The 21,352-nt window shown below is 71.0% G+C and carries 21 protein-coding genes and 1 pseudogene; 7 read left to right on the top strand and 15 right to left on the bottom strand.

Annotated elements, in window-relative coordinates; translation table 11 throughout:
* Window positions 1-341 precede the first annotated feature (341 nt).
* Complete coding sequence (locus ACIGXX_RS24325) at window positions 342-1,280, top strand: beta-ketoacyl-ACP synthase 3 (protein WP_351166280.1); 939 nt, start codon at window positions 342-344, stop codon at window positions 1,278-1,280.
* Here the strand turns inward: ACIGXX_RS24325 and ACIGXX_RS24320 are convergent.
* Both ACIGXX_RS24320 and ACIGXX_RS24315 read right to left on the bottom strand, forming a co-directional pair.
* The gene (locus tag ACIGXX_RS24320) at window positions 1,250-1,429 is read right to left on the bottom strand and encodes a hypothetical protein (RefSeq protein WP_366461745.1); all 180 of its coding nucleotides are present in this window, start codon (window positions 1,427-1,429) and stop codon (window positions 1,250-1,252) included. The genes ACIGXX_RS24325 and ACIGXX_RS24320 overlap by 31 nt on opposite strands.
* Window positions 1,430-1,617: 188 nt before the next feature.
* Window positions 1,618-2,946 carry a phosphatase PAP2 family protein gene (locus ACIGXX_RS24315; protein WP_399978980.1) on the bottom strand — a complete coding sequence of 443 codons (1,329 nt, stop codon included), beginning with the start codon at window positions 2,944-2,946 and terminating at the stop codon, window positions 1,618-1,620.
* A 422-nt stretch (window positions 2,947-3,368) separates the two neighbouring features.
* Between ACIGXX_RS24315 and ACIGXX_RS24310 the strand changes: the two are divergent.
* Window positions 3,369-3,758, top strand: a pseudogene (locus ACIGXX_RS24310) (FAD-dependent oxidoreductase); the annotation flags it as partial.
* Between the two features lie 213 nt (window positions 3,759-3,971).
* Here the strand turns inward: ACIGXX_RS24310 and ACIGXX_RS24305 are convergent.
* The 6 genes from ACIGXX_RS24305 to ACIGXX_RS24280 form a co-directional block, all read right to left on the bottom strand.
* Window positions 3,972-5,186, bottom strand: a complete 1,215-nt coding sequence (locus ACIGXX_RS24305) for a cation:proton antiporter (protein ID WP_366461744.1) — start codon at window positions 5,184-5,186, stop codon at window positions 3,972-3,974.
* Between the two features lie 53 nt (window positions 5,187-5,239).
* On the bottom strand, window positions 5,240-6,190 hold the full coding sequence (locus ACIGXX_RS24300; RefSeq protein WP_399978691.1) for a S8 family peptidase: 951 nt from the start codon (window positions 6,188-6,190) through the stop codon (window positions 5,240-5,242).
* Window positions 6,191-6,366: 176 nt separating this feature from the next.
* The gene (locus ACIGXX_RS24295; protein ID WP_399978688.1) at window positions 6,367-7,590 is read right to left on the bottom strand and encodes a glycosyltransferase; all 1,224 of its coding nucleotides are present in this window, start codon (window positions 7,588-7,590) and stop codon (window positions 6,367-6,369) included.
* The gene (locus tag ACIGXX_RS24290; protein ID WP_351166140.1) at window positions 7,577-7,834 is read right to left on the bottom strand and encodes a hypothetical protein; all 258 of its coding nucleotides are present in this window, start codon (window positions 7,832-7,834) and stop codon (window positions 7,577-7,579) included. The genes ACIGXX_RS24295 and ACIGXX_RS24290 overlap by 14 nt, the downstream gene beginning before the upstream one ends.
* Before the next feature lie 43 nt (window positions 7,835-7,877).
* Complete coding sequence (locus ACIGXX_RS24285) at window positions 7,878-9,227, bottom strand: hypothetical protein (RefSeq protein WP_399978685.1); 1,350 nt, start codon at window positions 9,225-9,227, stop codon at window positions 7,878-7,880.
* A 149-nt stretch (window positions 9,228-9,376) separates the two neighbouring features.
* Entirely contained in the window at window positions 9,377-10,456 is a 1,080-nt protein-coding gene (locus tag ACIGXX_RS24280; protein WP_361465737.1) for a polyprenyl synthetase family protein, read from the bottom strand.
* A gap of 207 nt (window positions 10,457-10,663) precedes the next feature.
* On the opposite strand from ACIGXX_RS24280, the gene ACIGXX_RS24275 reads away from it, so the two are divergent.
* Complete coding sequence (locus tag ACIGXX_RS24275; RefSeq protein ID WP_361465735.1) at window positions 10,664-11,296, top strand: hypothetical protein; 633 nt, start codon at window positions 10,664-10,666, stop codon at window positions 11,294-11,296.
* A 47-nt stretch (window positions 11,297-11,343) separates the two neighbouring features.
* Here the strand turns inward: ACIGXX_RS24275 and ACIGXX_RS24270 are convergent, their stop codons facing one another.
* A complete protein-coding gene (locus tag ACIGXX_RS24270; RefSeq protein ID WP_399978977.1) occupies window positions 11,344-11,832 on the bottom strand; it encodes a flavin reductase family protein in 489 nt (162 codons plus the stop codon).
* A gap of 260 nt (window positions 11,833-12,092) precedes the next feature.
* Between ACIGXX_RS24270 and ACIGXX_RS24265 the strand changes: the two genes are divergently transcribed.
* Window positions 12,093-12,602 carry a hypothetical protein gene (locus ACIGXX_RS24265; protein ID WP_361465732.1) on the top strand — a complete coding sequence of 170 codons (510 nt, stop codon included), beginning with the start codon at window positions 12,093-12,095 and terminating at the stop codon, window positions 12,600-12,602.
* A 124-nt stretch (window positions 12,603-12,726) separates the two neighbouring features.
* On the opposite strand, the gene ACIGXX_RS24260 is transcribed toward ACIGXX_RS24265, so the two are convergent.
* The gene (locus ACIGXX_RS24260) at window positions 12,727-13,596 is read right to left on the bottom strand and encodes a UbiA family prenyltransferase (RefSeq protein WP_399978680.1); all 870 of its coding nucleotides are present in this window, start codon (window positions 13,594-13,596) and stop codon (window positions 12,727-12,729) included.
* A 148-nt stretch (window positions 13,597-13,744) separates the two neighbouring features.
* On the opposite strand from ACIGXX_RS24260, the gene ACIGXX_RS24255 reads away from it, so the two are divergent.
* From ACIGXX_RS24255 to ACIGXX_RS24245, 3 genes are all read left to right on the top strand, one after another.
* Window positions 13,745-14,803, top strand: a complete 1,059-nt coding sequence (locus tag ACIGXX_RS24255; RefSeq protein ID WP_351166154.1) for a 3-oxoacyl-[acyl-carrier-protein] synthase III C-terminal domain-containing protein — start codon at window positions 13,745-13,747, stop codon at window positions 14,801-14,803.
* Between the two features lie 93 nt (window positions 14,804-14,896).
* Window positions 14,897-15,463, top strand: coding sequence for an isoprenylcysteine carboxyl methyltransferase family protein (locus ACIGXX_RS24250; protein WP_399978677.1), 567 nt, complete (start codon window positions 14,897-14,899; stop codon window positions 15,461-15,463).
* Window positions 15,460-16,479, top strand: coding sequence for an FAD-dependent monooxygenase (locus ACIGXX_RS24245; RefSeq protein WP_351166158.1), 1,020 nt, complete (start codon window positions 15,460-15,462; stop codon window positions 16,477-16,479). The genes ACIGXX_RS24250 and ACIGXX_RS24245 overlap by 4 nt, the downstream gene beginning before the upstream one ends.
* A 109-nt stretch (window positions 16,480-16,588) precedes the next feature.
* On the opposite strand, the gene ACIGXX_RS24240 is transcribed toward ACIGXX_RS24245, so the two are convergent.
* The 5 genes from ACIGXX_RS24240 to ACIGXX_RS24220 form a co-directional block, all read right to left on the bottom strand.
* Window positions 16,589-16,834, bottom strand: a complete 246-nt coding sequence (locus ACIGXX_RS24240; RefSeq protein ID WP_351166160.1) for a hypothetical protein — start codon at window positions 16,832-16,834, stop codon at window positions 16,589-16,591.
* Between the two features lie 21 nt (window positions 16,835-16,855).
* On the bottom strand, window positions 16,856-17,845 hold the full coding sequence (locus ACIGXX_RS24235; protein ID WP_399978673.1) for an acyl-CoA desaturase: 990 nt from the start codon (window positions 17,843-17,845) through the stop codon (window positions 16,856-16,858).
* A gap of 266 nt (window positions 17,846-18,111) precedes the next feature.
* Window positions 18,112-19,326 carry a cytochrome P450 gene (locus ACIGXX_RS24230; RefSeq protein ID WP_399978670.1) on the bottom strand — a complete coding sequence of 405 codons (1,215 nt, stop codon included), beginning with the start codon at window positions 19,324-19,326 and terminating at the stop codon, window positions 18,112-18,114.
* Between the two features lie 51 nt (window positions 19,327-19,377).
* Window positions 19,378-20,259: a carboxymuconolactone decarboxylase family protein gene (locus tag ACIGXX_RS24225; protein ID WP_361465717.1), complete on the bottom strand. Its 882-nt coding sequence runs from the start codon at window positions 20,257-20,259 to the stop codon at window positions 19,378-19,380.
* 62 nt (window positions 20,260-20,321) lie between these two features.
* Window positions 20,322-21,317, bottom strand: a complete 996-nt coding sequence (locus ACIGXX_RS24220) for a 3-oxoacyl-ACP synthase III family protein (protein ID WP_399978665.1) — start codon at window positions 21,315-21,317, stop codon at window positions 20,322-20,324.
* Window positions 21,318-21,352 lie beyond the last annotated feature (35 nt).

Here is a 21,352-nt window from a genome sequence, read left to right as displayed (position 1 = left end):
GTGGGGTGGCCCGGTCCGGCCCCGCGGCGATGGGTGCCGAGGGGCGATCGTGCACCTTTTGAGGCTCGTGCGGAATTCTTTGCAGGGGTGGCGTCGTGCAATCCGCGCCGCAATCCGGCACGCCATGCATTCCTCTCCGCTTCGCGGCCGCGTACGGAGACGGATACGGGTAGGGGAAATTCTTCGTCAAGTGGAATTGACGGCTCCGTGCAGAACGCCGCACGGCATTCAGGGTTCCCGGAGGATCGAATTCTCGGTGCCCTCCGGACCGTCCGCCGCCGCAGACAGCTCGAGGTGACCGCATGTTGTCCAATTCATCTGATCTGGCCGGGTTCGACGCCATGGCCGGCTCCCGGATCGCAGCCGTCGCCGGCGTCCGCCCGGAACGGGTCGTCGGCAACGACGAGCTGGGCAACGGCCTCGGCGTCACGGCCGAGTGGATCGAGCGGCGGGTGGGCGTCCGCGAGCGGCGGTTCGCCGGAGCGGGGGAGACCGTCACGGCGTTGGCGGCCGGCGCGGCGGCCAAGGCGCTCTCGGCGGCGGGCCTCACCCCCGGCGACATCGATCTGCTGGTCCTGGCCACCTGCTCCATGCCTTCGCCCATGCCGAGCGGCGCGGCGTCCGTCGCGGCACTCCTCGGCGTCCCGCACATCGCGGCCTTCGACGTCAACGCGGCCTGCGCGGGCTTCTGTTACGCCCTCGGCGTCGCCGACGGCCTCATCCGCTCCCGCACCAGCCGCCGCGCCCTGGTCATCGGGGCCGAGCGGATGACCGACTGGGTGGACCCGCACGACGTGGACACCGCCACCGTCTTCGCCGACGGGGCCGGTGCCGCGGTCGTCGTCGCCGCGGAGCAGGCGGGTATCCACCCGGTGGAGTGGGGCGGGGACGGCGACAAGGCCGGACTGATCGCCATCCCCGACCGGCACGGCAGCGTGACCATGCAGGGCCGGGCCGTCTACCGCTGGGTGACCTCGGAGCTCGCCGCGGTGGCGGCTGCGGCCTGCGCACGCGCCGGCATCGCCCCGGCCGACCTCAAGGGCTTCGTGACGCACCAGGCGAACCTGCGGATGATCGAACGCCTGGCGACGAGCCTCGGCGCCACGAACGCCGCCGTGGCCCGCGACATCGTGGAGACCGGCAACACCTCGGCGGCCTCCGTCCCCCTGGCCCTGACCCGCCTGATCGACCTCGGCCAGGTCCGTCCCGGCGACCCGATCCTCCTGATGGGCTTCGGCGCGGGCCTCAGCTACGCGGCCCAGGTGATCGCCTGCCCTTGACGGGACGAGCCGAACGGGGCGTTCGCGGCCCGTTCCGCCGCGACCCCGCGCAGCTGGGAGGCGGACTCCACCAACGACCTGTCCGCGCTGACCGTCGACGCCGACAGGAACGGCAAGAAGCTCACCGACGTCGTGGGTGTCCAGGACATCGCCTTCAACCGCCCCGTTGGCGGCACCGTCTCCTCGCCACCACCGGCAAGGGCGTCCTGGTCTCGGTCAACAGCCCGCTGGACTCCCTGACCCCGACCAAGATGTACGGAGAGGTGTGGGGAGCCACGGCCAAGAAGGTGTACGACCGGGCCCAGCAGGGCTGACGGCACGCCCGGCAGCCCCGCCGTCAGACCGGTTCGGGCTGGGGTTCGGGTCGGAGCGCTGGTGCGGCCTCGGGTTCCCACCGCCTGGTGGTCCGTACGTAGCCGTAGATCACCGAGACCATCGCCAGGACGAGGAGGGGGCCGAACACCTCGGGGTGTCTGGCCATGTCCATCGGCAGATAGCGGTAGGACACCAGGAGCGCGGCGAAGACCGCGGTGCCGTAAGCGACCAGCTGGACGCCTTGCCGGTCCCAGCCGCGGTCGAAGGAGCGCAGAGCGGCCTCGACCGTGAGCGCGAACACCACACCGGCGATGAGGTCCACGCCGTAGTGGTAGCCGAAGCCCAGTGTCGCGCCGAGCGTGGCGATCATCCAGAACGCCCCTGCGAAACGCAGAAGGAGTGGGCCCTTGCGGGAGTGGATGAAGATCGCGACGGCCCACGCGGTGTGCAGGCTGGGCACGCAGTTGCGCGGGGTGATGCCGTCGTAGGGCACCGGGTGCGGAAGGGTGAGCGGGGGCGGTGTGTGCGGCCACAGGTTGGCCACCGCCCACTGCACGCCGCCGGTGCCGGAGGTGCCGGGACCGTAGGCGAAGATCGGCCCGACCACCGGGAAGATCATGTAGACGGCCGGTCCGAGCAGACCGATCACCAGGAAGGTGCGCACCAGGTGGTGGCGCGGAAAGCGCTGCTCGGCTGCCACGTTGCGCAGTTGGTACAGGGCGACGGCGACCGCGGCCACCGCGAGCTGGGCGTAGACCAGGTCGAGGACATGGGCGCCCGGGCCGATGGCGTCGAGCATCCGGCCCGCCAGCCATGACGGGTTGCCCAGCGCGTGATCGGCGGTCGCCACATACGGGTCGAGCACGGTCGGGCGGGTCTTCGCCGTGATGAGCAGCCAGGTGTCACCGGTCTTGCGGCCGGCCACCAGGAGCAGGCCCAGGCCGACGCCCTTCAGGAGCAGGACACGTTCCTGGCCGGTGCGGCGCGTGATCGCGAAGACCGCACAGCCCAGCATCGCCCACAACGCGCCGTTGCCGAAGAACTGGCCCTCGGGCACGTGGACGTCGAGAGCCCACCGCACCAGCACGAAGACGATGTCGATGCCGATCGCGGCACCGGCCGCGATGAACCGTTGCCGCCAGGTGAGCACCACCATCATCAGCGCCAGGCCGCCGTACAGCGGGCCGGGCTTGGGCGGGAACAGCACCTCGCGCGCCTGGTTGGTGATCGGCCCCGGAACGCCGCCGTAGTGACGCGCGGCGATCTCCAGTGCGATCAGGAATCCGAGGGCGACCACACACGCCGTGGCCCACAGGATCGTCCGTGGTCGGCGCCACGCGGTGGACTTGATCGTGCGGCCTGTTCGTGAAAGGGCCCGCGGAGCCGTAGGTATCAATTGTCTGACCGATTTGCTAGGAGATGTTTGTTCAGATGCCCCTTCGTGCCGTACGGCGTGGTTCCCCGGTGAAGGAAGGGTGATGGGGCCCTGGTTGCGAGGCTGATCATGCCATCGGGGCTGAGGACCCCACTGCCCCGGCACCCCTCCCGTCTCCTCGCAGGCCTGACCAGCCGTCGTGACGACAGGCAAGACGTGGTGAGGGGCGGGTGAGGTTCCCCGGAGGCGGTGGAGATGGCGGAGACGGCGGAGACGGTGTCGGCCGTCTGTCGGAGGGCTGTAGAGCTGTCGTCGGTGGCCTGTCGGCGGGTCCTGGCACCTTGCCGTCAACGCCCCCCGCAGATCACCGGGCGTCCCGACCCCCGAGGAGCTCTCCCATGGACACCCCCGTCACGATCATCGGCGCCGGGCTCGGCGGCCTCACGCTGGCCCGCGTCCTGCACGTCCACGGCATACCGGCGACGGTGTACGAGGCCGAGACCTCCCCGGCGGCGCGTTCGCAGGGCGGGATGCTCGACATCCACGACTACAACGGCCAACTCGCCCTCGAAGCGGCCGACGTGATGGACGCATTCCGTGGCCTCGTCCTGGAGGGCCGCCAGGCCATGCGGGTCCTGGACCCGGACGCCACCGTCCTGCACGAGATCGCCGACGACGGCACGGGCGGCCGCCCCGAGGTACTGCGCGGCGAACTGCGCCGGATGCTGCTCGACTCACTTCCGGCCGGCACCGTCCGGTGGCGCCACAAGGCCAGCGGCGTCCGCGCCCGGCCGATAGCGGCGGCCCTGCTGCCAGAGCGGATCCCAGTATGACGCGGTGGTGCCTGCTGACACGGTGATCCCTTCGGGAGGGGGTTCACGGACGGTCGGGTACGGAAGCCTCGTCGCGAAGGTGCACCAGTCCGCAGAGCTCCTGACGCTTCAGGAGTGCATGGACACCAGTTTCGGGTGTGAGTCGTCCCCAAGACCTGGCGATGCGTGTCACCACGCCTCCGATTCCGGAGCGGTTCTGTCGGAGATCGTGGTCTCGCCCGCCTTGGCCCGTACCCGCAGGGCCAGGAGCGGGAAGACGAGGACGGAGACCATGGCGGCGCCCACCAGAGCGGCGGCCTCCCCCTTCTGCAGGACCCCCTCGTCCAGGCCGATCGTGGTGATGGCGACGACGAGCGGCAGGCAGGTCGAGGAGTACAGGGTCAGGGCCCTGCGGTCGGAGGGGTTCAGGTCGCGTGGTGCCAGTGCGTAGGCAGGGAGCCCTCGTACGACCAGGAACAGGAGCAGGAAGACCGGGAGCAGCAGGAGGGCCCGGCCGCCGTCGAGGAGTGAGGCGAGGTCGAAGTTGATGCCGGTGACGATGAAGAACAGCGGGACGAGGAACCCGAAGCCCATGGCCTCCACCTTGCCCAGGACCTGCTCGGCGCTGTCGGGGGCCGCCCCCTGGAACACGAGCCGGGTCAGCAGCCCTGCCGCGAAGGCGCCGAGGAGAACGTCGAGGCCGAATACGTGCGACAGGGCGAGCATCGCGACGAGGAGCAGCATCACGAAGCGGACGGCGAACTGACCGCTGGTGTGCAGGGTCGTACGGATGATCTGGGCGAACCAGGGTGGGTGGGGGCGCAGCGCCCAGTAGATCGCCGCCGCCGTGATGAGCGCGAAGGCGGCCAGCACCACGGTGGACACCCCCGGATCGCGGCCGCTGAGCAGTACCGCCATGGCGATGATGGGCCCGAACTCGCCGACCGCGCCGAAGGCCATCATCACGGTGCCGAAGCGGCCGCGCAGATCGCCGCTGTCGCGCAGGATCGGCAGGACCGTGCCGAGGGCGGTGCTGGTGAGTGCGGTGCCGATGACCACGCTCTTGGCGAGGTCCATGCCGGTCAGGGCCAGGGCGACGGTCAGTCCCAGGGCGAGGGAGACCAGCCAGGCCCAGACGGAGCGGCGCAGGGTGTCGCCGCGGATGGCCGCGAACTCGATCTCGTACCCGGCGAGAAAGATGAGCATGGACAGGCCCAGCTCCGAGAGCGTGTCGATGACCTCGTCGTGCTGTGCCCAGCCCAGCACGTCGGGGCCGATGAGGATCCCGAGCACGATCTCGAAGATGACCAGGGGGATGCGGGCCCAGCGGCGGGCTCCGTGCGCCAGCAGGGGCGCGAGCACGGCGACGGCCATGATCAGGATGAGCGTTCCCGGATGTGTCATGCCGCCCCCCGCTTCCGCGTGCGGTTCCGCGATGTCCCTTCACGCATGGCCGGTCAGTCCTTGGCGGCCGCGGCCTTGGCGTCGACGATGCCCAGGCCCAGTTTGGCGAGGCCGTCCGGGTTCTTCGCCGTGCCGCGGATGGCCGCCATGATCTGGTCCGGGGTGCGGTCCTGCTGGTGCAGGAGGGCCGCGACGGCGGAGACGTAGGGGGCGGCCATGGAAGTGCCGTCGAGCTCGCCGTAGCCGCTGTCGTCCTTCAGGGTCTCCTTCGTCCTGTACGTCGGGAGGGTGGAGAGGATGCCGACGCCGGGCGCCGAAACTGCCTGCTGCGCATCGAAGTTGGAGAAGTCGGCGGGCTTGCCGTCCTGGTCGCTCGCGCCGACGACCAGGACGGGTGTGTCGACCTTGTAGGGCTGGAGCGCTGTGCCCTCGTTGCCCGCAGCGGCTACCACGACCGCGCCCTTGTCGTGGGCGTGCGCAATGGCCTGGTTGAGGACGCCGCCCTTGAGGAGGCGTGCCATCAGGCCGCTTTCCCCCAGGGAGAGGTTGATGACGTCGGCGCCGTGGTCGGCGGCCCAGACGATGCCCTTGGTGATGTCCGCGTTGTCGCCGGTACCGCCCGCTCCGAGCACCCGCACCGGCATGATCTTGGCGCCGGGGGCGCCGCCCGCGATGCCGACTCCGTTGTCGGTGTGGGCGGCCGCGATGCCCGAGACGTGTGTGCCGTGGCCGTTCATGTCCTTGGGCTCGTCGTCGCCGTCCACGAAGTCGTGGCCGTCGACCAGGCGGCCCTTGAGGTCGGGGTGGTCGAGGTCGGCGCCGGTGTCGACGACGGCGATGACCGTGTCGTCCCCCTTGGTCTCGCCCCACGCGTCGGGCAGCTTCAGCGCGTCGAGTGCCCACTGCTGATCCCGCATCGGATCGGGCTCGCTGTCCTCGCCGCACGCGGTGGCGAGAAGCACGGTGGCGGAAAGGGCGGCGAGGAGTCGTGTACGGGTGCGCATGGTCCGAGCGTCGGGGTGGCGGGGACGTACCGCATGTGGGGGCGGACCGTGCGGGCGATCCGTGGCGGCGGAGCGCCGTGTGGCTGGCCGTGCCAGGGGTGTCGTGCTACCCGTGCTGACCGGGGCAGGGCCAGGTCGGACTGCGCGCAGTGGCCAGGTCGGACCGTCCGGATTCGTCAGGACGGACTGCGGGGCAGATCCCAGACGACTCGTTTCTCGCGGGGGCCGCGTACGAGCCCCTTGGTCTGGGCGAAGATCGCGGCGAGGGCGTTGATGGTCCAGTAGGCCAGGGGATAGAGCGGCAGCAGCAGGCACGCGTACGGGAGTTTCGGGTCGAGGCGGAGTTCGACCGCTGTGGCGACGGCGATCTGGAGCATGGCGATGACCGCGATGCCCACGCCCCACGCCAGCATCCACTGGAACTTGGTGTCCTCGGGGAAGCGGATCCAGTGGACGACGCCGTACACGGTGGCGACCAGCATGGTGAGCACCCAGACGTAGGACAGCAGGGCTTCCAGGGCGATCGGCCACAGGGCCATGTGCCGCGGGTGGCAGATCCGGCGGCCGTGGGTGCGCAGGACCTCGCCCTGACCGCGCGCCCAGCGGGTGCGCTGCGCCCAGATGCCGCGCACGGTCTGCGGGACCTCCATCCCGACGAGCGCGTTGGGCTCGAAGCCGGTGAGATGCCCGGCCTCCAGGAGCCGCCAGGTGAGTTCGATGTCCTCGGTGGCCATCTGCGCGTCGTAGCCGCCGACGGCCAGGACGGCGTCCCGGCGGAAGAGGCCGAGGACCCCTGCCACGGTGCCCACCCGGCCGGCCAGGGCGTGGGTGCGCCGCATCAGCCCGATCAGCGATGCCGTCTCCAGCATCTGCATGGCGGTGATCACGCCGCCCCGGTTGGTCACGCGCGGGCTGCCGGCGATGGCCGCGTAGCGCGGGGAGCGCATCATCCGGGCAGCGAGGTGGCGCACGGCCTCGGGATGCAGATGGGTGTCCGCGTCGGTGACCAGGACCAGGTCGTGGCGGGCGCGGCGCATGCCCTCGTTGAGCCGGTCCGCCTTGCCCAGGTTGACGCCGTCGTCGAGGACGGTGATGCGGGCGTCGTCACCCGCGGCTGCCCGCGCGGCGGCGACGGTCGCGTCCTTGGAGCCGTCGTTGAGGATCAGCACCTGAAGTTCGGGGTAGTCCACCCGGCGCAGTGCCTCGACGCATCGGGCGATCACCTGCTCCTCGTTGTAGGCCGGGACGAGGACGGTCACCCCCGGCCAGCCGTCGGGCGGGCGGACCGGACCCCGTCCCTCTTCCAGGACCCGGAAGAGGACTCCGCCCACCATCCAGGCGGCGCCGGTCACCACGGGATAGAACGTGAGGAAGACGAGGAGCAGGTCAATGAGGTGCACGTCGCTCCTTCCGGTGCCTCAAGGCGATGCCTCCGGCCAGGGCGATCCCGAAGACGACCCAGGAGATCGCGGTGACGAGCAGAAGACGGCGCAGGATGTAGGTGTGGCCGAGGAGCGCGACCGCGATCGCCCCCGCGACGATCCAGACGAGGGCTCCGAGGAGGAAGGCGACCACCTTCTTCGCCGGAGAGGCGGGGCGGGTGGGTTCGAAACTGACGCTGGGGCGTTCCCTCCGCGCATCCATGGGTGCACCTCCGGATCAAACCTTATGCTCACATTTGTCTCGTTTACCCCTTGGAGGGATGGGCCCCAGCCCCAGCCCCAGCACCAGTGCCCGGGCCCTCGTCCCCTGACCCGGCCGCGGACGCGCCGCCCAGGAACTCCACGACCGCCAGCAGGAGCAGCAGGCACAGGGCGATCCCGACGACGACCCAGCTCGTCGGGTAGGACCACAGCAGGTAGACCAGGAGCGCGGCGGCCACCAGCACCCAGGTGATCCAGGTGCGGTAGCGGCGGACGAAAGGACCGACGGGCCCAAGGCGCATCCCGGCGTGGTCCGCGGTGGCCCGCACGGCTCCGATGCCGGAGGTCCACAGGCCGCGCACCAGCCCGGCGCGGCGGCCGCGTCCGGTGAGCCAGGCCGCCAGGGCGATCACGACGCCGAGCGCCACGACCATGCGGACCGTGGTGAACAGGAAGTGGGTCATGGTGTCGTACACCGCCCCGGCCGCGTCCGGCGAGACGTTCGCGGGCAGCCGGTCGAGGTAGAGCACCCGAAAGACGCGCAGCCCGATCCCCAGCAGCCCGGTGGCCACGGCCACGGCCAGCGCCGCGGTGACCAGGGTTCGTCTCTTGCGTACGGAGAGCAGCACGCCGACGGCGACGAGGGCCAGGGCGATGACGGGGAGCCAGTTGCCGGCCAGTTGCAGCAGCCGCACATACGTCTTGGCCTTGCCGATGTCGTCCGACCTGACCAGGGTGAAGTCGGTGTGCACCTCGGGGATCTTGCCCGCGACGGTCATTCCCTCGTCGACGAGGCGCTCCCTGACGCGGTCGACGAGCGGCGCCAGATCGAGGGTGACCGTGTCGTCCTCCAGCTTCACCGCGCCGCCGCCGCTTCCGGTCAGCGCCTTGTCGAGCGAGCTGTGGGCCTGCCGGTTGACCTGTTTCCAGATGGTCTCGAACGCCTCCGACCCGGCCACGGCACGTGCCTTGTCGTGCACGAAGCTGCGGACGGCGCTCTCCAGGGAGTCGCCGAGCTTCCCCAGGGCCTTCTCCAGGCGCGGCCGGTCGGCGGCGGGGGCGTCGGACAGCAGGGTGGCCAGGTCGATACGGGTCATCAGCGCGTCCGTGGCCCGGTCGGCGACGGCGTCCTGGACAGCGGGGTCGGAGGCGAGCGGGCCGACCGTGTCGACATAGCGGTCCGTATCGCCGACCGTGTCGGCCGCCCAGGAGGCGACGACGGCCAGCGGTGCGAGCACACATCCGAGCACGATGAGCACGGCGGCCAGGAAGGACCGGCCGCGGTGCCGGCGGACGCCCTGGACCCGCTCGGACTCCAGAGCCGCCACCCGGTTGCGCAGCGCCTTCAGCTCGGCCCGTTCGTCCGGACCGGTGGGCTCCTCGGCGTCCGCCACGGCTGGCCTCCTCGTCGGTGTCACTGCCCTGACTGCAAGGGGACCTGCCGTGACGCCGTTCGGCGCGACGGGTTGCGCCGGACGGGTACGGCTACAGGCCGGTCAGAGCAGTCCCGGGTGCGTGAGGAGTGACGATTCGCCCGGGTCGGTCAGCGGGTTCGGCGGGTGTTCCAGAGGGGGAGTTGCTCGAAGAGGGTGACGGCGTCCTCGTTCCAGTGCCGGTGCCAGGACGTGGCTTCGGCTGCTGCGGCGTGGGCGTAGCGGTCGATGGTCGTCTGCAGGCGGGTGTGGACGTCGCGGCGGTGGGCGATGTCGCGGATGCGGTCGAGGGTCTCCGGCGTGCAGTGCGGATCGCCGAGAGCGGCCTTGACGGTGTCGTGCTCGTCGCCGCTGGTGGCCGCAAGGAGGTCTCGGGTCAGGTAGGTGTGGCGGCCGGCCCGCAGGTCGGCGCCCTCGGGCTTGCCGGTGATGGCGGGGTCGCCGAAGAGGTCGAGGTAGTCGTCGCGTATCTGGCCGCTGAGACCCGCCAGTCGGGCATAGCGGCGCAGGCTCTCCTCGTGCTCCGCCAGGTCCTGCCCCGCGGCCAGCAGACCGAGGCGCAAGGGGGCCAGGATGGTGTAGCGCGAGGTCTTGTACTCGCACACCGTCTCCAGCAGCTCGTCATCGCCTGAGGGGTGCACGTCGCGTTCGAGGTCGAGGACCTGGCCGATGACGGTGTCCGTCGTCACCCCGAGCTGAACGTCGAGCATGGCCTGCTTGCGGTCGGCGGGCAGGTCGGCCTGGAACAGCACACGCAGGGCGAGGAACCCGGCGAGATCACCCGCCATCATGGCCATCCCCAGCGCGGCCTGCGGATGGTGCGGGAGATCCTCACGGCATGCGTAGTACGTCGAAGGGCCCCCGCGGCGCATCGGCGAGTCGTCCATGATGTCGTCGAGGATGAGCGCGTGGCTGTGGAGCAGCTCAAGGCTCAGCGCGGCTTCCGCCAGCCCCGGTATCTCCTCCCGGGTGACGAGCCCCGCCGCCTCGTAGAGCAGGGCGACCCGCACCCGCTTCCCGCCGCGCAGCGACAACTGCGCAAGGAGTTCAAGGCATCGCGGCGCGAAGCGGCCCAGCTGGGCACCGTTGAGGTCACCGGCGAGTTCGGCGAAGTACTTCTCGAAGGACGCGTCGAACCGCTGCTGGTGACCGGCGGCACGCTCCAGGGCGCTGCGAGCAAGGCTGTTCATGATGGTGCGGGCCGACCTTCCGTCATGGATACGGGTGGCCAGCCTGTCATTCGACGGGGAGGGCGAGAGATCGCCCCCCACCACCTACAACCCCCACCACCTACAACCCCCACCCTCAAAAACCTTTACCAGCTACGGCCTCCACCTTCCACGGCCCACGAGCGAGAGTGTTCTCCTGCTGATTCGCGCGCGATGAGGAGTGGGCACATGGCGGTTGCCGAAGCATGGGAGAAGATCGAGCGATGGATCGCCCAGCAGGCCCCGGAGGAAGACCCTCTGCCGGGGCCGTGCACCAGGCGTGACCTCGACCGGCTGTACGACCGGATCGGAGGGAGGCTCCCGGAGGACGTGGAGGAGTCGCTGTTGCGGCACGACGGGTCCGGCTTCACCACCGTCATACCACCGGGATTCACACTCCTCGGAGTCGAGGACATTCTCCACAACTATGCGACATGGCTCCATCACGCACGCGAAGACGACCGCAATCTCCGCGCGGGGGACAAGGCCTTCCTCGTTCCCGTGACGGAGCTGAGTGTCACCAAGGGGCTTGTCGACATCAGGACGGGGCAACTCGGCTGGTGGGACATCGAGCAGGGCTACATGCCGCCCGATGGCCCTCTTGACGCCTCGCTGTCCGCCGTTCTCGAGTTCGTCGGGAACGTGCTGGCCTCCCCACCGCCTTGGATCGCGATATTGCCGGGGGACGAGGAATGGGAGGCGACAGATGTGGACCCCGACTTCCCAGGAACCCTTCAATGGACAGAGGAACTACCCGGCGGCGGGACAGTGGAGTGGGACATGGAACGGCTGAACCGCGAGTTCGGGTTCGGGAACGACTGACCAGCCGTCGATCTCTTACGACGGTCCGTCGGCCAGGTCCTCCCACCTCACCCCGGGTGGCCGGGGGTGAGGTCGGTGACATCGCTCAGCCGGAGCAGTGGGGCGTGCGGTGTCGAGTCGGCGCCTGACTCAACTGGTGTGAGATGAAAGCCCATATGGTCTCCCCAGTCGGCCTTCCGCTCGATCCTGCCCACCCACCAGGCACACGCCTCCGTGAGGATCGGCACGCCATCCTTGCTCGGCTGCCACTGGACACGGGCGAACTTGTCGACGCGGTCACCGCACTCACCGCCGAACAGCCGCGCCAGCTGGTGTTGGTCCCGCCTGAGCAGATGCACTCCGAGGAATGAGGCGCGGTTGGCCACCTGGTACGTGTGGTTCATCTGAGACAGCCACACCACGAAGCGCGGTGGATTCAACGAACACTGCGACGCGAAACCGACCAGGCAGCCCGACGGCGCACCGTCCGCTGCCGCAGTAGTCACCACGTACATCGGATAGTCCAGCCGGTCGGTGAAGCCCTCCACAGACACCACAGCGCACTCCCTCCACACATCCGGCAGCACCCGCCCGCGGTCGGCGCGACGCTCCGTCAGCCGGCGATCTCCGGCCAGTCCGTTCACCACACACTGCCAGACGGGTACGCCCGCTCAGACTCGCCCAGAACGAGTCGCAGCCGCCCGGCAGGCCCTGCCGTCCTCTGGTTCTGACGCATGGATGCGGGCATCATCTCCTTGCTCCACCTGCACCACAGCCGTCTCATCGTCAGCACGGTCACCAGCAGGAAGGCACCCCCATGCGCATCCGCTCCGCGCTCACCGCTCTGGCGCTCACCGCAGGCGCCCTGATCGCACCCGGTTTCGGCGTCCTCACCTCGGCCACCGACGCCTTCGCCGCCACCAAGATCAGCCATGCCACCGCGACGTCGATGTTCCGTGAGGTCGGCATCACCTGGTCGTCCTCCGGTGGCTGCTCGAACCGCAACAACCCGACGTGCACCTCCTTCGAGCAGCTCAACCTCGCCAGTGCGCAAGGGGCTCAGACCCTCAAGCGCGCCAGTGGGTGCGCCCTCAACATCACGGGTGGCACGGAGACCGGCCACGCGAGCGGTACGTACTCGCACTGGAACGGATACAAGCTCGACTTCGGCAAGAACACCTGCGTCACGAGCTACGTCAAGAACACCTTCACCTACATCGGCGTACGCGGCGACGGCGCTCCGATGTACAAGTCCGGTTCCGGCAACATCTACGCCGACGAGGGCAATCACTGGGACGTCCTCTACTACAACTGCGGCGGCTGCTGACCTTTCCGAGCCGGACGCGCAGTCCGGCGTCGGGTGCCGCACATTTCCGGGCGATGCGTCTTGCTCCCGCCTTGTCGTGGCAGCGCGGGAGCGTGGGAGCGACGACGGCGCCGAGCAGTCGGCGTCAGGCGATCCCGCTGCCGCGCAGCAGCAGCAACGTCACGTCCACCACCGCCACCGCCACGGCCGCCGCGAACGCGGCCTTCTCCCGGCGGCGGCCCAGGACCGTCCCCGTCACCGCGATCACGCAGGCCAGCGCGAGCGCCGTCACTCCCCAGCCGTCGGGGGGACCGGCAGGCCCCAGCGCAAGGACCGCCGACGCCATCACCAGCGGAACGGGCAGCAGCAGCCGCGCGCCGTCCGGGCCCAGGCGGTGCGGCCATCCCCGTACGCCCGTCGCCAGATCGCCGCGGATGTCCGGCAGTACGTCGCCCAGGTGGGCTCCGATGCCCAGTAGCGCCCCTGCGGTGACCACCCACCAGGCCGGCCAAGGCCGTCCAGGAAGTCCCAGCGCCACGAACGCCGGGAGCGCGGCGAACCCGATCGCGTAGGGCGCCCAGGACCATGCTGTCGCCTTGAGGCGCAGGTCGTACGCCCATGCCGCGGCCACTCCCGCCAGGTGAACCACCCCGGCCCACGGGCCGCAGGCGAGCGAAAGCGGCACGCACAGTGCCAGCGCGGCACACGCGGCCACCCACACCTCCCGCACGGCGACCGTGCCGTCGACGACGGGTTTGCCACGGCGGCCCGCGGCGATGTCCCGGCGCGCGTCGAACGCGTCGTTGCACCAGCCGACGGACAGCTGGCCGGTCAGCACGGCGGCGGCGATCAGAGCGCACCGCGCGGCGCCCTGGCCGGCGGTCACGGCCAGGGCGGTGATCAAAGTGGTGACGGCCACGACGGGCCCGGGGTGGCACGACCCGGCCAGGCCGCCCACCCGGCCGGCCCACCTCACGGCCGTGCCGTCGGCCGTCGACTGCTCGGGGGTGCCCACCCGGCCGATCGTAGGCGGCCCGGCCCCGCCCGGCCGGAGCACGCGCCCTGGACAAGCGGCCGGACGGGCGATCCCTGGTGCGGAAGCACCGGACCGGGGAACAGCTGCAGAGCAACTCACTCCAGTCGGTACACCGGACGGGAAAGATATGACGCGGATCGCCGCCGTTCGCGGTGCGCTCGCACCGCACCGTCACACCCAGTCCGAGGTCACCGACATAGTGGCTCGCACCTGCCTGCCCGAGGGCACCGACCGTCGGGTCCTTGACCGGCTGCACCGCAGCACGAAGGTCCGCTCGCGGCACATGACGCTGCCGCTCGAACGGTATGGGGAGCTGGACGGATTCGGCGCCGCCAACGACGTCTTCATCGCCACCGCCCCCGACCTGGGCGCCAAAGCCGTTCGCGCCGCACTGCACGCGGCCGGTCTGACCGCCGCCGACGTGGATCTGCTGATCTTCACCTCCATCACCGGCATCGCGACCCCCTCGATCGACGCACGGCTGGCCGGCCGCCTGGGGCTGCGGCAGGACGTCAGAAGACTGCCCCTGTTCGGCCTGGGCTGTGCCGGCGGCGCCGCGGGACTGGCCCGCATGCACGACTACTTGCTGGGCCGGCCCGACGACGTGGCGGTCCTGGTGTCGGTCGAACTGTGCTCGCTCACCTTCCAGCGCAACGACGCCTCCATGGCCAACCTGATCGCCACCGGACTGTTCGGCGACGGCGCCGCGGCGGTCGTCGCGTGCGGCGCGGACCGCCGCGACGCGAGCGCGGGTCCGGCGATCGTGGACACCCGCAGCCGCCTGTATCCGGACACCGGGCGCGTCATGGGCTGGGACATCAAGGACTCCGGCTTCCAGGTCGTCCTCGACCCGACGGTTCCCGATGTGGTGCGCCGTCACCTCGCCGACGACGTCGAGGGGTTCCTCGCGGAGCACGGCCTGAAGCCGAAGGACGTGACCGCCTGGGTGTGCCATCCGGGTGGCCCCAAGGTCCTGCATGCCGTCACCGAGGCACTGGATCTGCCCGACGAGGCGCTCGACGTGACCTGGCGTCACCTGGCCGACGTGGGCAACCTGTCCTCCTCGTCGGTGCTCCACGTACTGCACGACACCCTGGCCGAACGCCACCCGCCGCCCGGCACACCGGGGGTGCTTCTGGCGATGGGACCCGGCTTCGCCTGCGAACTGGTCCTGCTGCGCTGGTAGTTCAGCGGTCGTGGTCGGGTTGCGCACTCAACGGGTCCGGCGGTCAGTGGGGCGAACAGTCAAAGGGCCGGACGGGCGAAGGGCAAAGGACACATGATCTGGTACGGACTGCTGGTGGCCGCCGTCGCGGCCGAGCGCGTCGCCGAACTCGTCGTAGCCCGCCGCAACGAGCGGTGGAGCGCCGCCCGCGGCGCGACCGTGGCCGGGCAGGGCCACTACCCGGCGATGATCGCCCTCCATACCGGCCTGCTGATCGCCTGCCCGGTTGAGGTGTGGCTGGCCGACCGGCCCTTCGTGCCCGCCCTGGCCTGGCCGATGCTGGTCGTGCTCGCGGCATCCCAGGCGCTGCGGTGGTGGTGCATCCGCACCCTGGGACCCCGTTGGAACACCCGGGTGATCGTCCTCCCCGGGCTGCCCTTGGTGACGGGCGGCCCCTACCGGTGGCGGTGGCTGCGGCATCCCAACTATGTGGCCGTCGTGGCCGAAGGCGTGGCCCTGCCCCTGGTGCACACCGCGTGGGTCACCGCGGCCGTGTTCACGGTCCTCAACGCCGCCCTGCTCACCGTGCGCGTCCGCTGTGAGAACCGGGCCCTGACAGCTTCGACCGCCCCGGCCACCCCGGCCACGCCGGCCACGCTGCCCACGTCCCTTCCGGCGTGATCGACGTACTGGTGGCCGGCGGTGGTCCGGCCGGTCTGGCCGCCGCCATCCACGCCGCGCTGGCCGGCCTCGAGACCGTGGTCGTGGAACCCCGCACCGGGCCGGTGGACAAGGCCTGTGGCGAAGGGGTCATGCCCGGCGGCGTCGCCGCACTGAAGGCACTGGGCGTCGAGGTCACCGGCCGTGAACTGCGGGGCATCCGCTACGTGGACGGCTCCAGGGCCGCCGAGGCGTCCTTCCGCGACCGCGGCGGGCTGGGCATCCGCCGTACGACACTGCACTCCGCCCTGCACCAGCGTGCGCTGGGCCTCGGCGTGCGGATGCTTCGGGGGAAGGTCGGCGAGGTGCGCCAGAGCGCCGAGACGGTCACCGCCGCCGGGACCACGGCCCGTTGGCTGATCGCCGCCGACGGCCTGCACTCGCCGGTGCGCCGGAGCCTGGGGCTTGAACTGCCGGGCCGTGGCCGCCCGCATCGCCGCTACGGACTGCGGCGGCACTACCGCGTCGAGCCGTGGACGGACTTCGTGGAGGTCCACTGGTCCCGGCACGGCGAGGCCTATGTGACACCGGTCGGCGAGGACCTGGTGGGCGTCGCCGTCCTCAGCCGCACCCGCCGCGGGTTCGACGAGCACCTGGCGGACTTCCCGGCCCTCGCGGCAGCCCTGCGCGGCCCGGCCGCCACCGGTGTGCGCGGCGCCGGGCCGCTGCGGCAGCGCGTACGGTGCCGGGTCGCCGGCCGTGTCCTGCTCGTCGGCGATGCCGCGGGCTATCTGGATGCCCTCACCGGTGAGGGCATCGCCCTTGGTCTGGCGACGGCCGGAGCCGCCGTCCACGCCCTGGCGACGGGACGACCGGAGGAGTACGAGCGTGCCTGGACCCTGTTGACCCGTCGTCACCGGCTGCTGACCGGCGCCCTGCTGGCCGCGAGCCGCCGCCCGGGCACCGCCCGGCTCGTCGTCCCCGCGGCCTCGTGGATGCCCCCGATGTTCTCGGCCGCGGTCCGCGCCCTGCAGTAGGCGCCGGCACGGCGGCGACGCGTGAGGGCGAGGCTTCAGCTCACCGGTCAGACGGAGCAGAGCCTGGTGAGCGCTCAGAGGTACTCGGCCACGGCCGCCCGTCCCCGGATCAGAGGTAGCGCCGGCTCCACGGGCTGCGTCGCCGGTCGGATTCGTAGCGGCGCTCGAAGCGGTCGCGCAGGATCCGGCCGCGCCGGAACTCGACGTACTCGGGATCGTCCCGGGGCACCAGGCGGCTGCGCCGGTGGTAGTGGGTGATGCCGTAGAGGAGTCCGGCGGCGGCCAGCCACAGGATGGGTTCCAGGAAGCCGAAGGCGACCAGGACGACGAACAGAACGAGCAGAACGGGAATCACGGCTTTCTCCCAAGGGGGTTGTCAGTGTCGCCGGTTGTCGATGCGCTCACGTGTGGGCCAGCGGACATCCGTTGCCCAGCCGAGGCGTTCGAAGAGGCGGATCGCTTCGGCGGTGAGGTCGATCTGGCCGCGGTCGACTCCGTGACGAGCACACGTGGGGTCGGCGTGGTGCAAGTTGTGCCAGCTCTCGCCGAAGGACAACAGCGCGAGCGGCCACAGGTTGGTCGCCCGGTCGTGGCGACGGGTGCGGAACGGGCGGTTTCCGATCATGTGGCAGAGCGAGTTGACGCTCCACGTGACGTGGTGGAGCAGAGCCACCCGGACCAGGCCGCCCCACAACAGGGCGGTCAGGGCGGCGTGCAGGGTGCCTCCGACGGCCCAGCCCGCCGCGAACGGCAGTGCCAGACTGACCAGGCACAACAGCGGGAAGGCCCGGGCCACCCGGCGCATTCCCCGGTCGGCCAGCAGATCCGGGGCGTAGCGCTCGGCCTCCGGCTCCTCACCGATGAACAGCCAGCCCACATGCGCATGGACCAGGCCCTTCAACTGCCCGGTCAGGGTGGTGCCGTAGCGGAAGGGCGAGTGGGGGTCACCGGGGCGGTCGGTGAAGGCGTGGTGGCGTCGGTGTACGGCGACCCAGTTGATCACGTCGCCCTGGAAGCTCATCGAACCGGCCACGGCCAGCGCGAGGCCCAGTCCACGGCGTGCCGTGAAGCTGCGATGGGTCAGCAGCCGGTGGAAGCCCGCGGTGACACCCAGGAGGGTCACGACGTAGAAGAACCCGGCGATCAGTACGTCGGTCAGGCCGATGACCCTGCCCCACAGCACCCAGCCCCCCAGCGCCAGAGCCACCAACGGGAAGGCGACGACCAGCGCGGTCACCGCCAGGTAGAGGCGCTCCGTAGGGGGCGGCGTTCCCGCCTCGACATCATGGAAGGGTTCTGTCCCGTTGTACGAGGGGGCCGGTCGGCCTTCGGCCGACCGTGCTGCTGTGTGCGTGCTGCTGGGCACCCGGGGCTCCTCGGGATCGTGGCGACGGGAGCGGCCGGGGTCACGGGCTCCTGTGAAAGGGCCGCCGCATGCGGTCTGAACGCACGCGCGGCGGTCACGGGGAGCGACGTGAAGAGTCGTGATCGGGTGACAGCAGCTTCAGCCGCTGGAGCGAACCCTCGGCCGGGGATGCTGCACTCTCTCCCTGTGTCCGGGTCCCCTTCGGCGGTACCCACAAACGTCCCTGGAGGGTGGGGCTTTGGGGAACGGGGCCTTGCGGCGCGGGCTCACCAGGAGACCGGCAGGGCCTTCACCCCGTACACGATGCTCTTGGTGCAGAAATCGAGCTCTTCCTCCGGCACCGCCAGGCGCAGCTGGGGCAGCCGGCGCAACAGCGTCTCCAGGATGATCTGCAACTCGGCGCGTGCCAGCGGCTGTCCGAGGCACTGATGGACCCCGAAACCGAAGGCGAGATGGCGCCGCGCGTCGCGGGTGAGGTCGAGCTGTCCGGGGTGGGGGCAGCCCTCCTGCGCGAACAGCTCCTCGTCCCGGTTGGCGGTGGACAGCATGCAGATCACGCCGTCGCCGGCGGCGATGGACGTTCCCGCGACCTCCACGGGTTCCCTGGCCACGCGGGCCAGTCCCAGATGGATGATGGTCAGGTGGCGCAGCAACTCCTCGACGGCCGCGGGGATCAGCTCCGGGCGTTCGCGCAGCAGCGTGGCCTGCCGCCGGTCGCGCAGCAGCGCCAGGGTGCACAGGGCGCTCATGTTGGCCGTGCTCTCGTGGCCGGTGACCAGGAGCAGGAAGCCCAAGGACGCGGTCTCCTGCGCGGTGAGGTCCTCGCGTGCCACGAGCCGGCTGAGGATGTCGTCGCCGGGCCGGCGCTGTTTGTGGGCGGCCAGGCGGGCCAGGTACGACATGAGCTCGTGGTGGGCGTGTGCGGCCTGTTCGTGGGTGGTGTCGTTGTCGAGCAGGGTGCGGCTCAGTGACTGGAAGAGGTCGTGGTCCTCGTACGGGACGCCGAGCATCAGGCAGATGACCAGGGAGGGGACCGGAAGGGCGAAGTCGCCGACCAGATCGGCCGGCGCGCCCTTCGCGACCATGCGGTCGACGGCGGCGTCGACGATGCGCCGGATGTCGGGTCGCAGCGCGTCGATGCGTTTCACCAGGAAGTCTTTGGTGACCATGCGCCGCAGCCGGGCGTGCTCGGGGTCGTCCATGCGGATGAAGCTCGGTTTGGCGGTGGCCAGTTCGCGCTGCCCGGGGGAGAGGAAGGGAAATCCCGGGGTGCGGGCGTCGGCGCTGAAGCGGGGGTCGGCCAGGACGGCCCGGACCTCCTGGTATCCGGTGATCAGCCAGCACGGGGAGCCGTCGGGCAGCACGGTGCGGGTCAGGGGCCCCTGGGCTGCCGCATCCAGGTAGGCGGGCGGCGGGTCGTAGGGGCACCTGCCGTACGCGGCCGGGAGCGTGAGGGCGGGTGCCGTGGAGGTGAGCGACATGGGGGAGGAGCTTTCCGATAGCGGGGAGGTGGCGGGGGAAGGGGGTGGGGGCTACGGCTGCGGGGTGACGGTGATCGCCCCGCCGGGGCAGAGCGCGGCGGCCAGGCGCACACCGGGCTGTGCCGCGGACGCCCGGTGCCCGGGACGGAGCAGGACGAGACCGTCGTCGTCGCTCTGCTCGAAGACATCGGGGGCGGTGGTGACGCACTGGCCCGAACTGCAGCACCGCTCACGGTCGATGCGTACGTCGACGGCCTGGTCCGGCGCGGCATGGGTGCCGGGCGCAGGCGGCTGCTCGGCGGCCCGCGGGCTTTCGGCGGCGGCCCCGGCACTGTCCGGGGGCGTACGAAGCGTGCGCAGCGTCATGCACATCGTGGCCGACTGGCCGGCAAGGACCAGGAGTTCGACCAGCTGATCGGAGCGCAGGCGGCGGGCCAGCGCCTGCCACAGGGCGTCCGGCACATCGGCGCGGTCGGCCAGCGCGTCGACGGCCCGCAGCAGCACCAGGTCGTCGGAGCCCCAGCCGTGTGCGTCCAGGGGCGCCGCGGTGGCGGCCGTCTCGTCGGGGCGCAGCCCGGCGGGGCGGGCCCGGGCGGCGTGGCGGTCGTGGACGAAGGCGCAGTCCAGCCGGTGGGCGGTGCGCAGGATGACCAGCTCTCGGTCGCGCGCCGAGAGGGTGCCGTCGTGGGTGAGCATCCGGGCGAGCGCCAGCCATGCCTCGGCCAGCGGCAGATGGTGGGCGAGGGTGCCGAAGAGGTTCACGCGGCCCGGCCCGTCGTTGCGGGAGGCGTCGAGGACCGCGCGCAGGGTGCTCGGCCACTGCTCCAGGGGGACGGGGGCGATGCGGGGCCGGGTGTCGAAGGGGCGATCGGGCGCCTCGGCGGCGCGGGCCCGAGCGGGGGCGGAGGACTGGACGGGGGAGGGGAGGATCATCGTGCGACTCCGTACAGAGGGCGGGGAGGCAGGGCAGCAGCGCGGTGCCAGGTCGGCGGCCGTCACCATGCGCACAGGAGCAGGCCGCTGCTGGCGCCGCTGGCGAATCCGAACAGGCCCACCAGGTCCCCGCGTCGCAGCCGGCCGGTCTTCAGGGCGGTGGTCAGCTGCAGGGGAAGGGTGTTGGTGGCGACGTTGCCGTGGGCGGGGAAGGTGGACACGATCTGCGCGGGGTCCACCCCGACCCAGTCGCAGGCGACCTTCGTGAAGGCCACCGACGGCTGGTGGATGCAGACGAGGTCCAGGTCACCGGGCTTCACCCCGAAGTCGTGCAGGGCACCGCGCACCTTCTCGGGCATGCCGTCGAAGGAGGCCACCAGCTCGGCGGAGTCGATGCGCAGATGGCCCAGGGTGCGGTGCTGGGCGTAGGGGTTGGGCAGGGTCGCGGCCTGCCAGCCCCAGGAGTTGGCGAAGAAGCGGCTGCCGAGGATGCCGGGTTTCTCGGCGGCCTCGACCAGGACGGCGGAGCCCATGTCGCCGGTGCTCAGGCTGGGCAGCGCGTGCAGCACGTCGGCGGCGTCGTCCAGGGACCAGCGGCTTTCGCGGGTGCTCACCTCGGCGGTGGTGACGAGGATGCGGCGGTACTGGCCCGACCTGATGAACGCGTCCGCGACCTCCAGGGCGTTGAGCACGCCGTTGCAGGCGTTCTTCAGGTCGAAGACGGGACAGCCCAGGCCCAGTTTGGCGGCCACGACATGGGCGGTGGCCGGCTCTTCCATGTCGGCGAGGATGCCGGCGAACAGCAGCAGATCGATGTCCCCCGGTGCCGTGCCGTGTTCGTCGAACAGGTTGCGGGCGGCCTGGGCGGCGAGATCGGAGGGTTGTTCGTCGGCGGGGGCCACGGCGCGTTCGAGCAGCCCGTACATGTGCCGCAGGACACCGGGCGTCAGGGTGATGCCGGGGTTGTGGGCCCGGAAGCGGTCCTCGGCCTCGGCCACGGTCTGCCGGCCGAGGGGGACGTGGACGCTCGCGTGGGCGAGCGCGCTGTAGACGGTCACAGGGCAGGTGACTTTCTGAGGGTGGTGAGGTGCGG

This window comes from Streptomyces sp. NPDC055243, from assembly GCF_044544025.1.
Classification (GTDB): domain Bacteria; phylum Actinomycetota; class Actinomycetes; order Streptomycetales; family Streptomycetaceae; genus Streptomyces.
The sequence above is the reverse complement of the archived record's forward strand: the minus strand, read 5'-3'. Positions and strand labels throughout refer to the sequence as shown.

Bases quoted from the DNA above. Each gene is read 5' to 3' on its own strand.
- ACIGXX_RS24325 (WP_351166280.1), top strand. From the start codon at position 342: ATGGCCGGCTCCCGGATCGCAGCCGTCGCCGGCGTCCGCCCGGAACGG.
- ACIGXX_RS24320 (WP_366461745.1), bottom strand. From the start codon at position 1,429: ATGTCCTGGACACCCACGACGTCGGTGAGCTTCTTGCCGTTCCTGTCG.
- ACIGXX_RS24305 (WP_366461744.1), bottom strand. From the start codon at position 5,186: ATGACACATCCGGGAACGCTCATCCTGATCATGGCCGTCGCCGTGCTC.
- ACIGXX_RS24300 (WP_399978691.1), bottom strand. From the start codon at position 6,190: ATGCGCACCCGTACACGACTCCTCGCCGCCCTTTCCGCCACCGTGCTT.
- ACIGXX_RS24290 (WP_351166140.1), bottom strand. From the start codon at position 7,834: ATGGATGCGCGGAGGGAACGCCCCAGCGTCAGTTTCGAACCCACCCGC.
- ACIGXX_RS24280 (WP_361465737.1), bottom strand. From the start codon at position 10,456: ATGAACAGCCTTGCTCGCAGCGCCCTGGAGCGTGCCGCCGGTCACCAG.
- ACIGXX_RS24275 (WP_361465735.1), top strand. From the start codon at position 10,664: ATGGCGGTTGCCGAAGCATGGGAGAAGATCGAGCGATGGATCGCCCAG.
- ACIGXX_RS24265 (WP_361465732.1), top strand. From the start codon at position 12,093: ATGCGCATCCGCTCCGCGCTCACCGCTCTGGCGCTCACCGCAGGCGCC.
- ACIGXX_RS24255 (WP_351166154.1), top strand. From the start codon at position 13,745: ATGACGCGGATCGCCGCCGTTCGCGGTGCGCTCGCACCGCACCGTCAC.
- ACIGXX_RS24250 (WP_399978677.1), top strand. From the start codon at position 14,897: ATGATCTGGTACGGACTGCTGGTGGCCGCCGTCGCGGCCGAGCGCGTC.
- ACIGXX_RS24230 (WP_399978670.1), bottom strand. From the start codon at position 19,326: ATGTCGCTCACCTCCACGGCACCCGCCCTCACGCTCCCGGCCGCGTAC.
- ACIGXX_RS24225 (WP_361465717.1), bottom strand. From the start codon at position 20,259: ATGATCCTCCCCTCCCCCGTCCAGTCCTCCGCCCCCGCTCGGGCCCGC.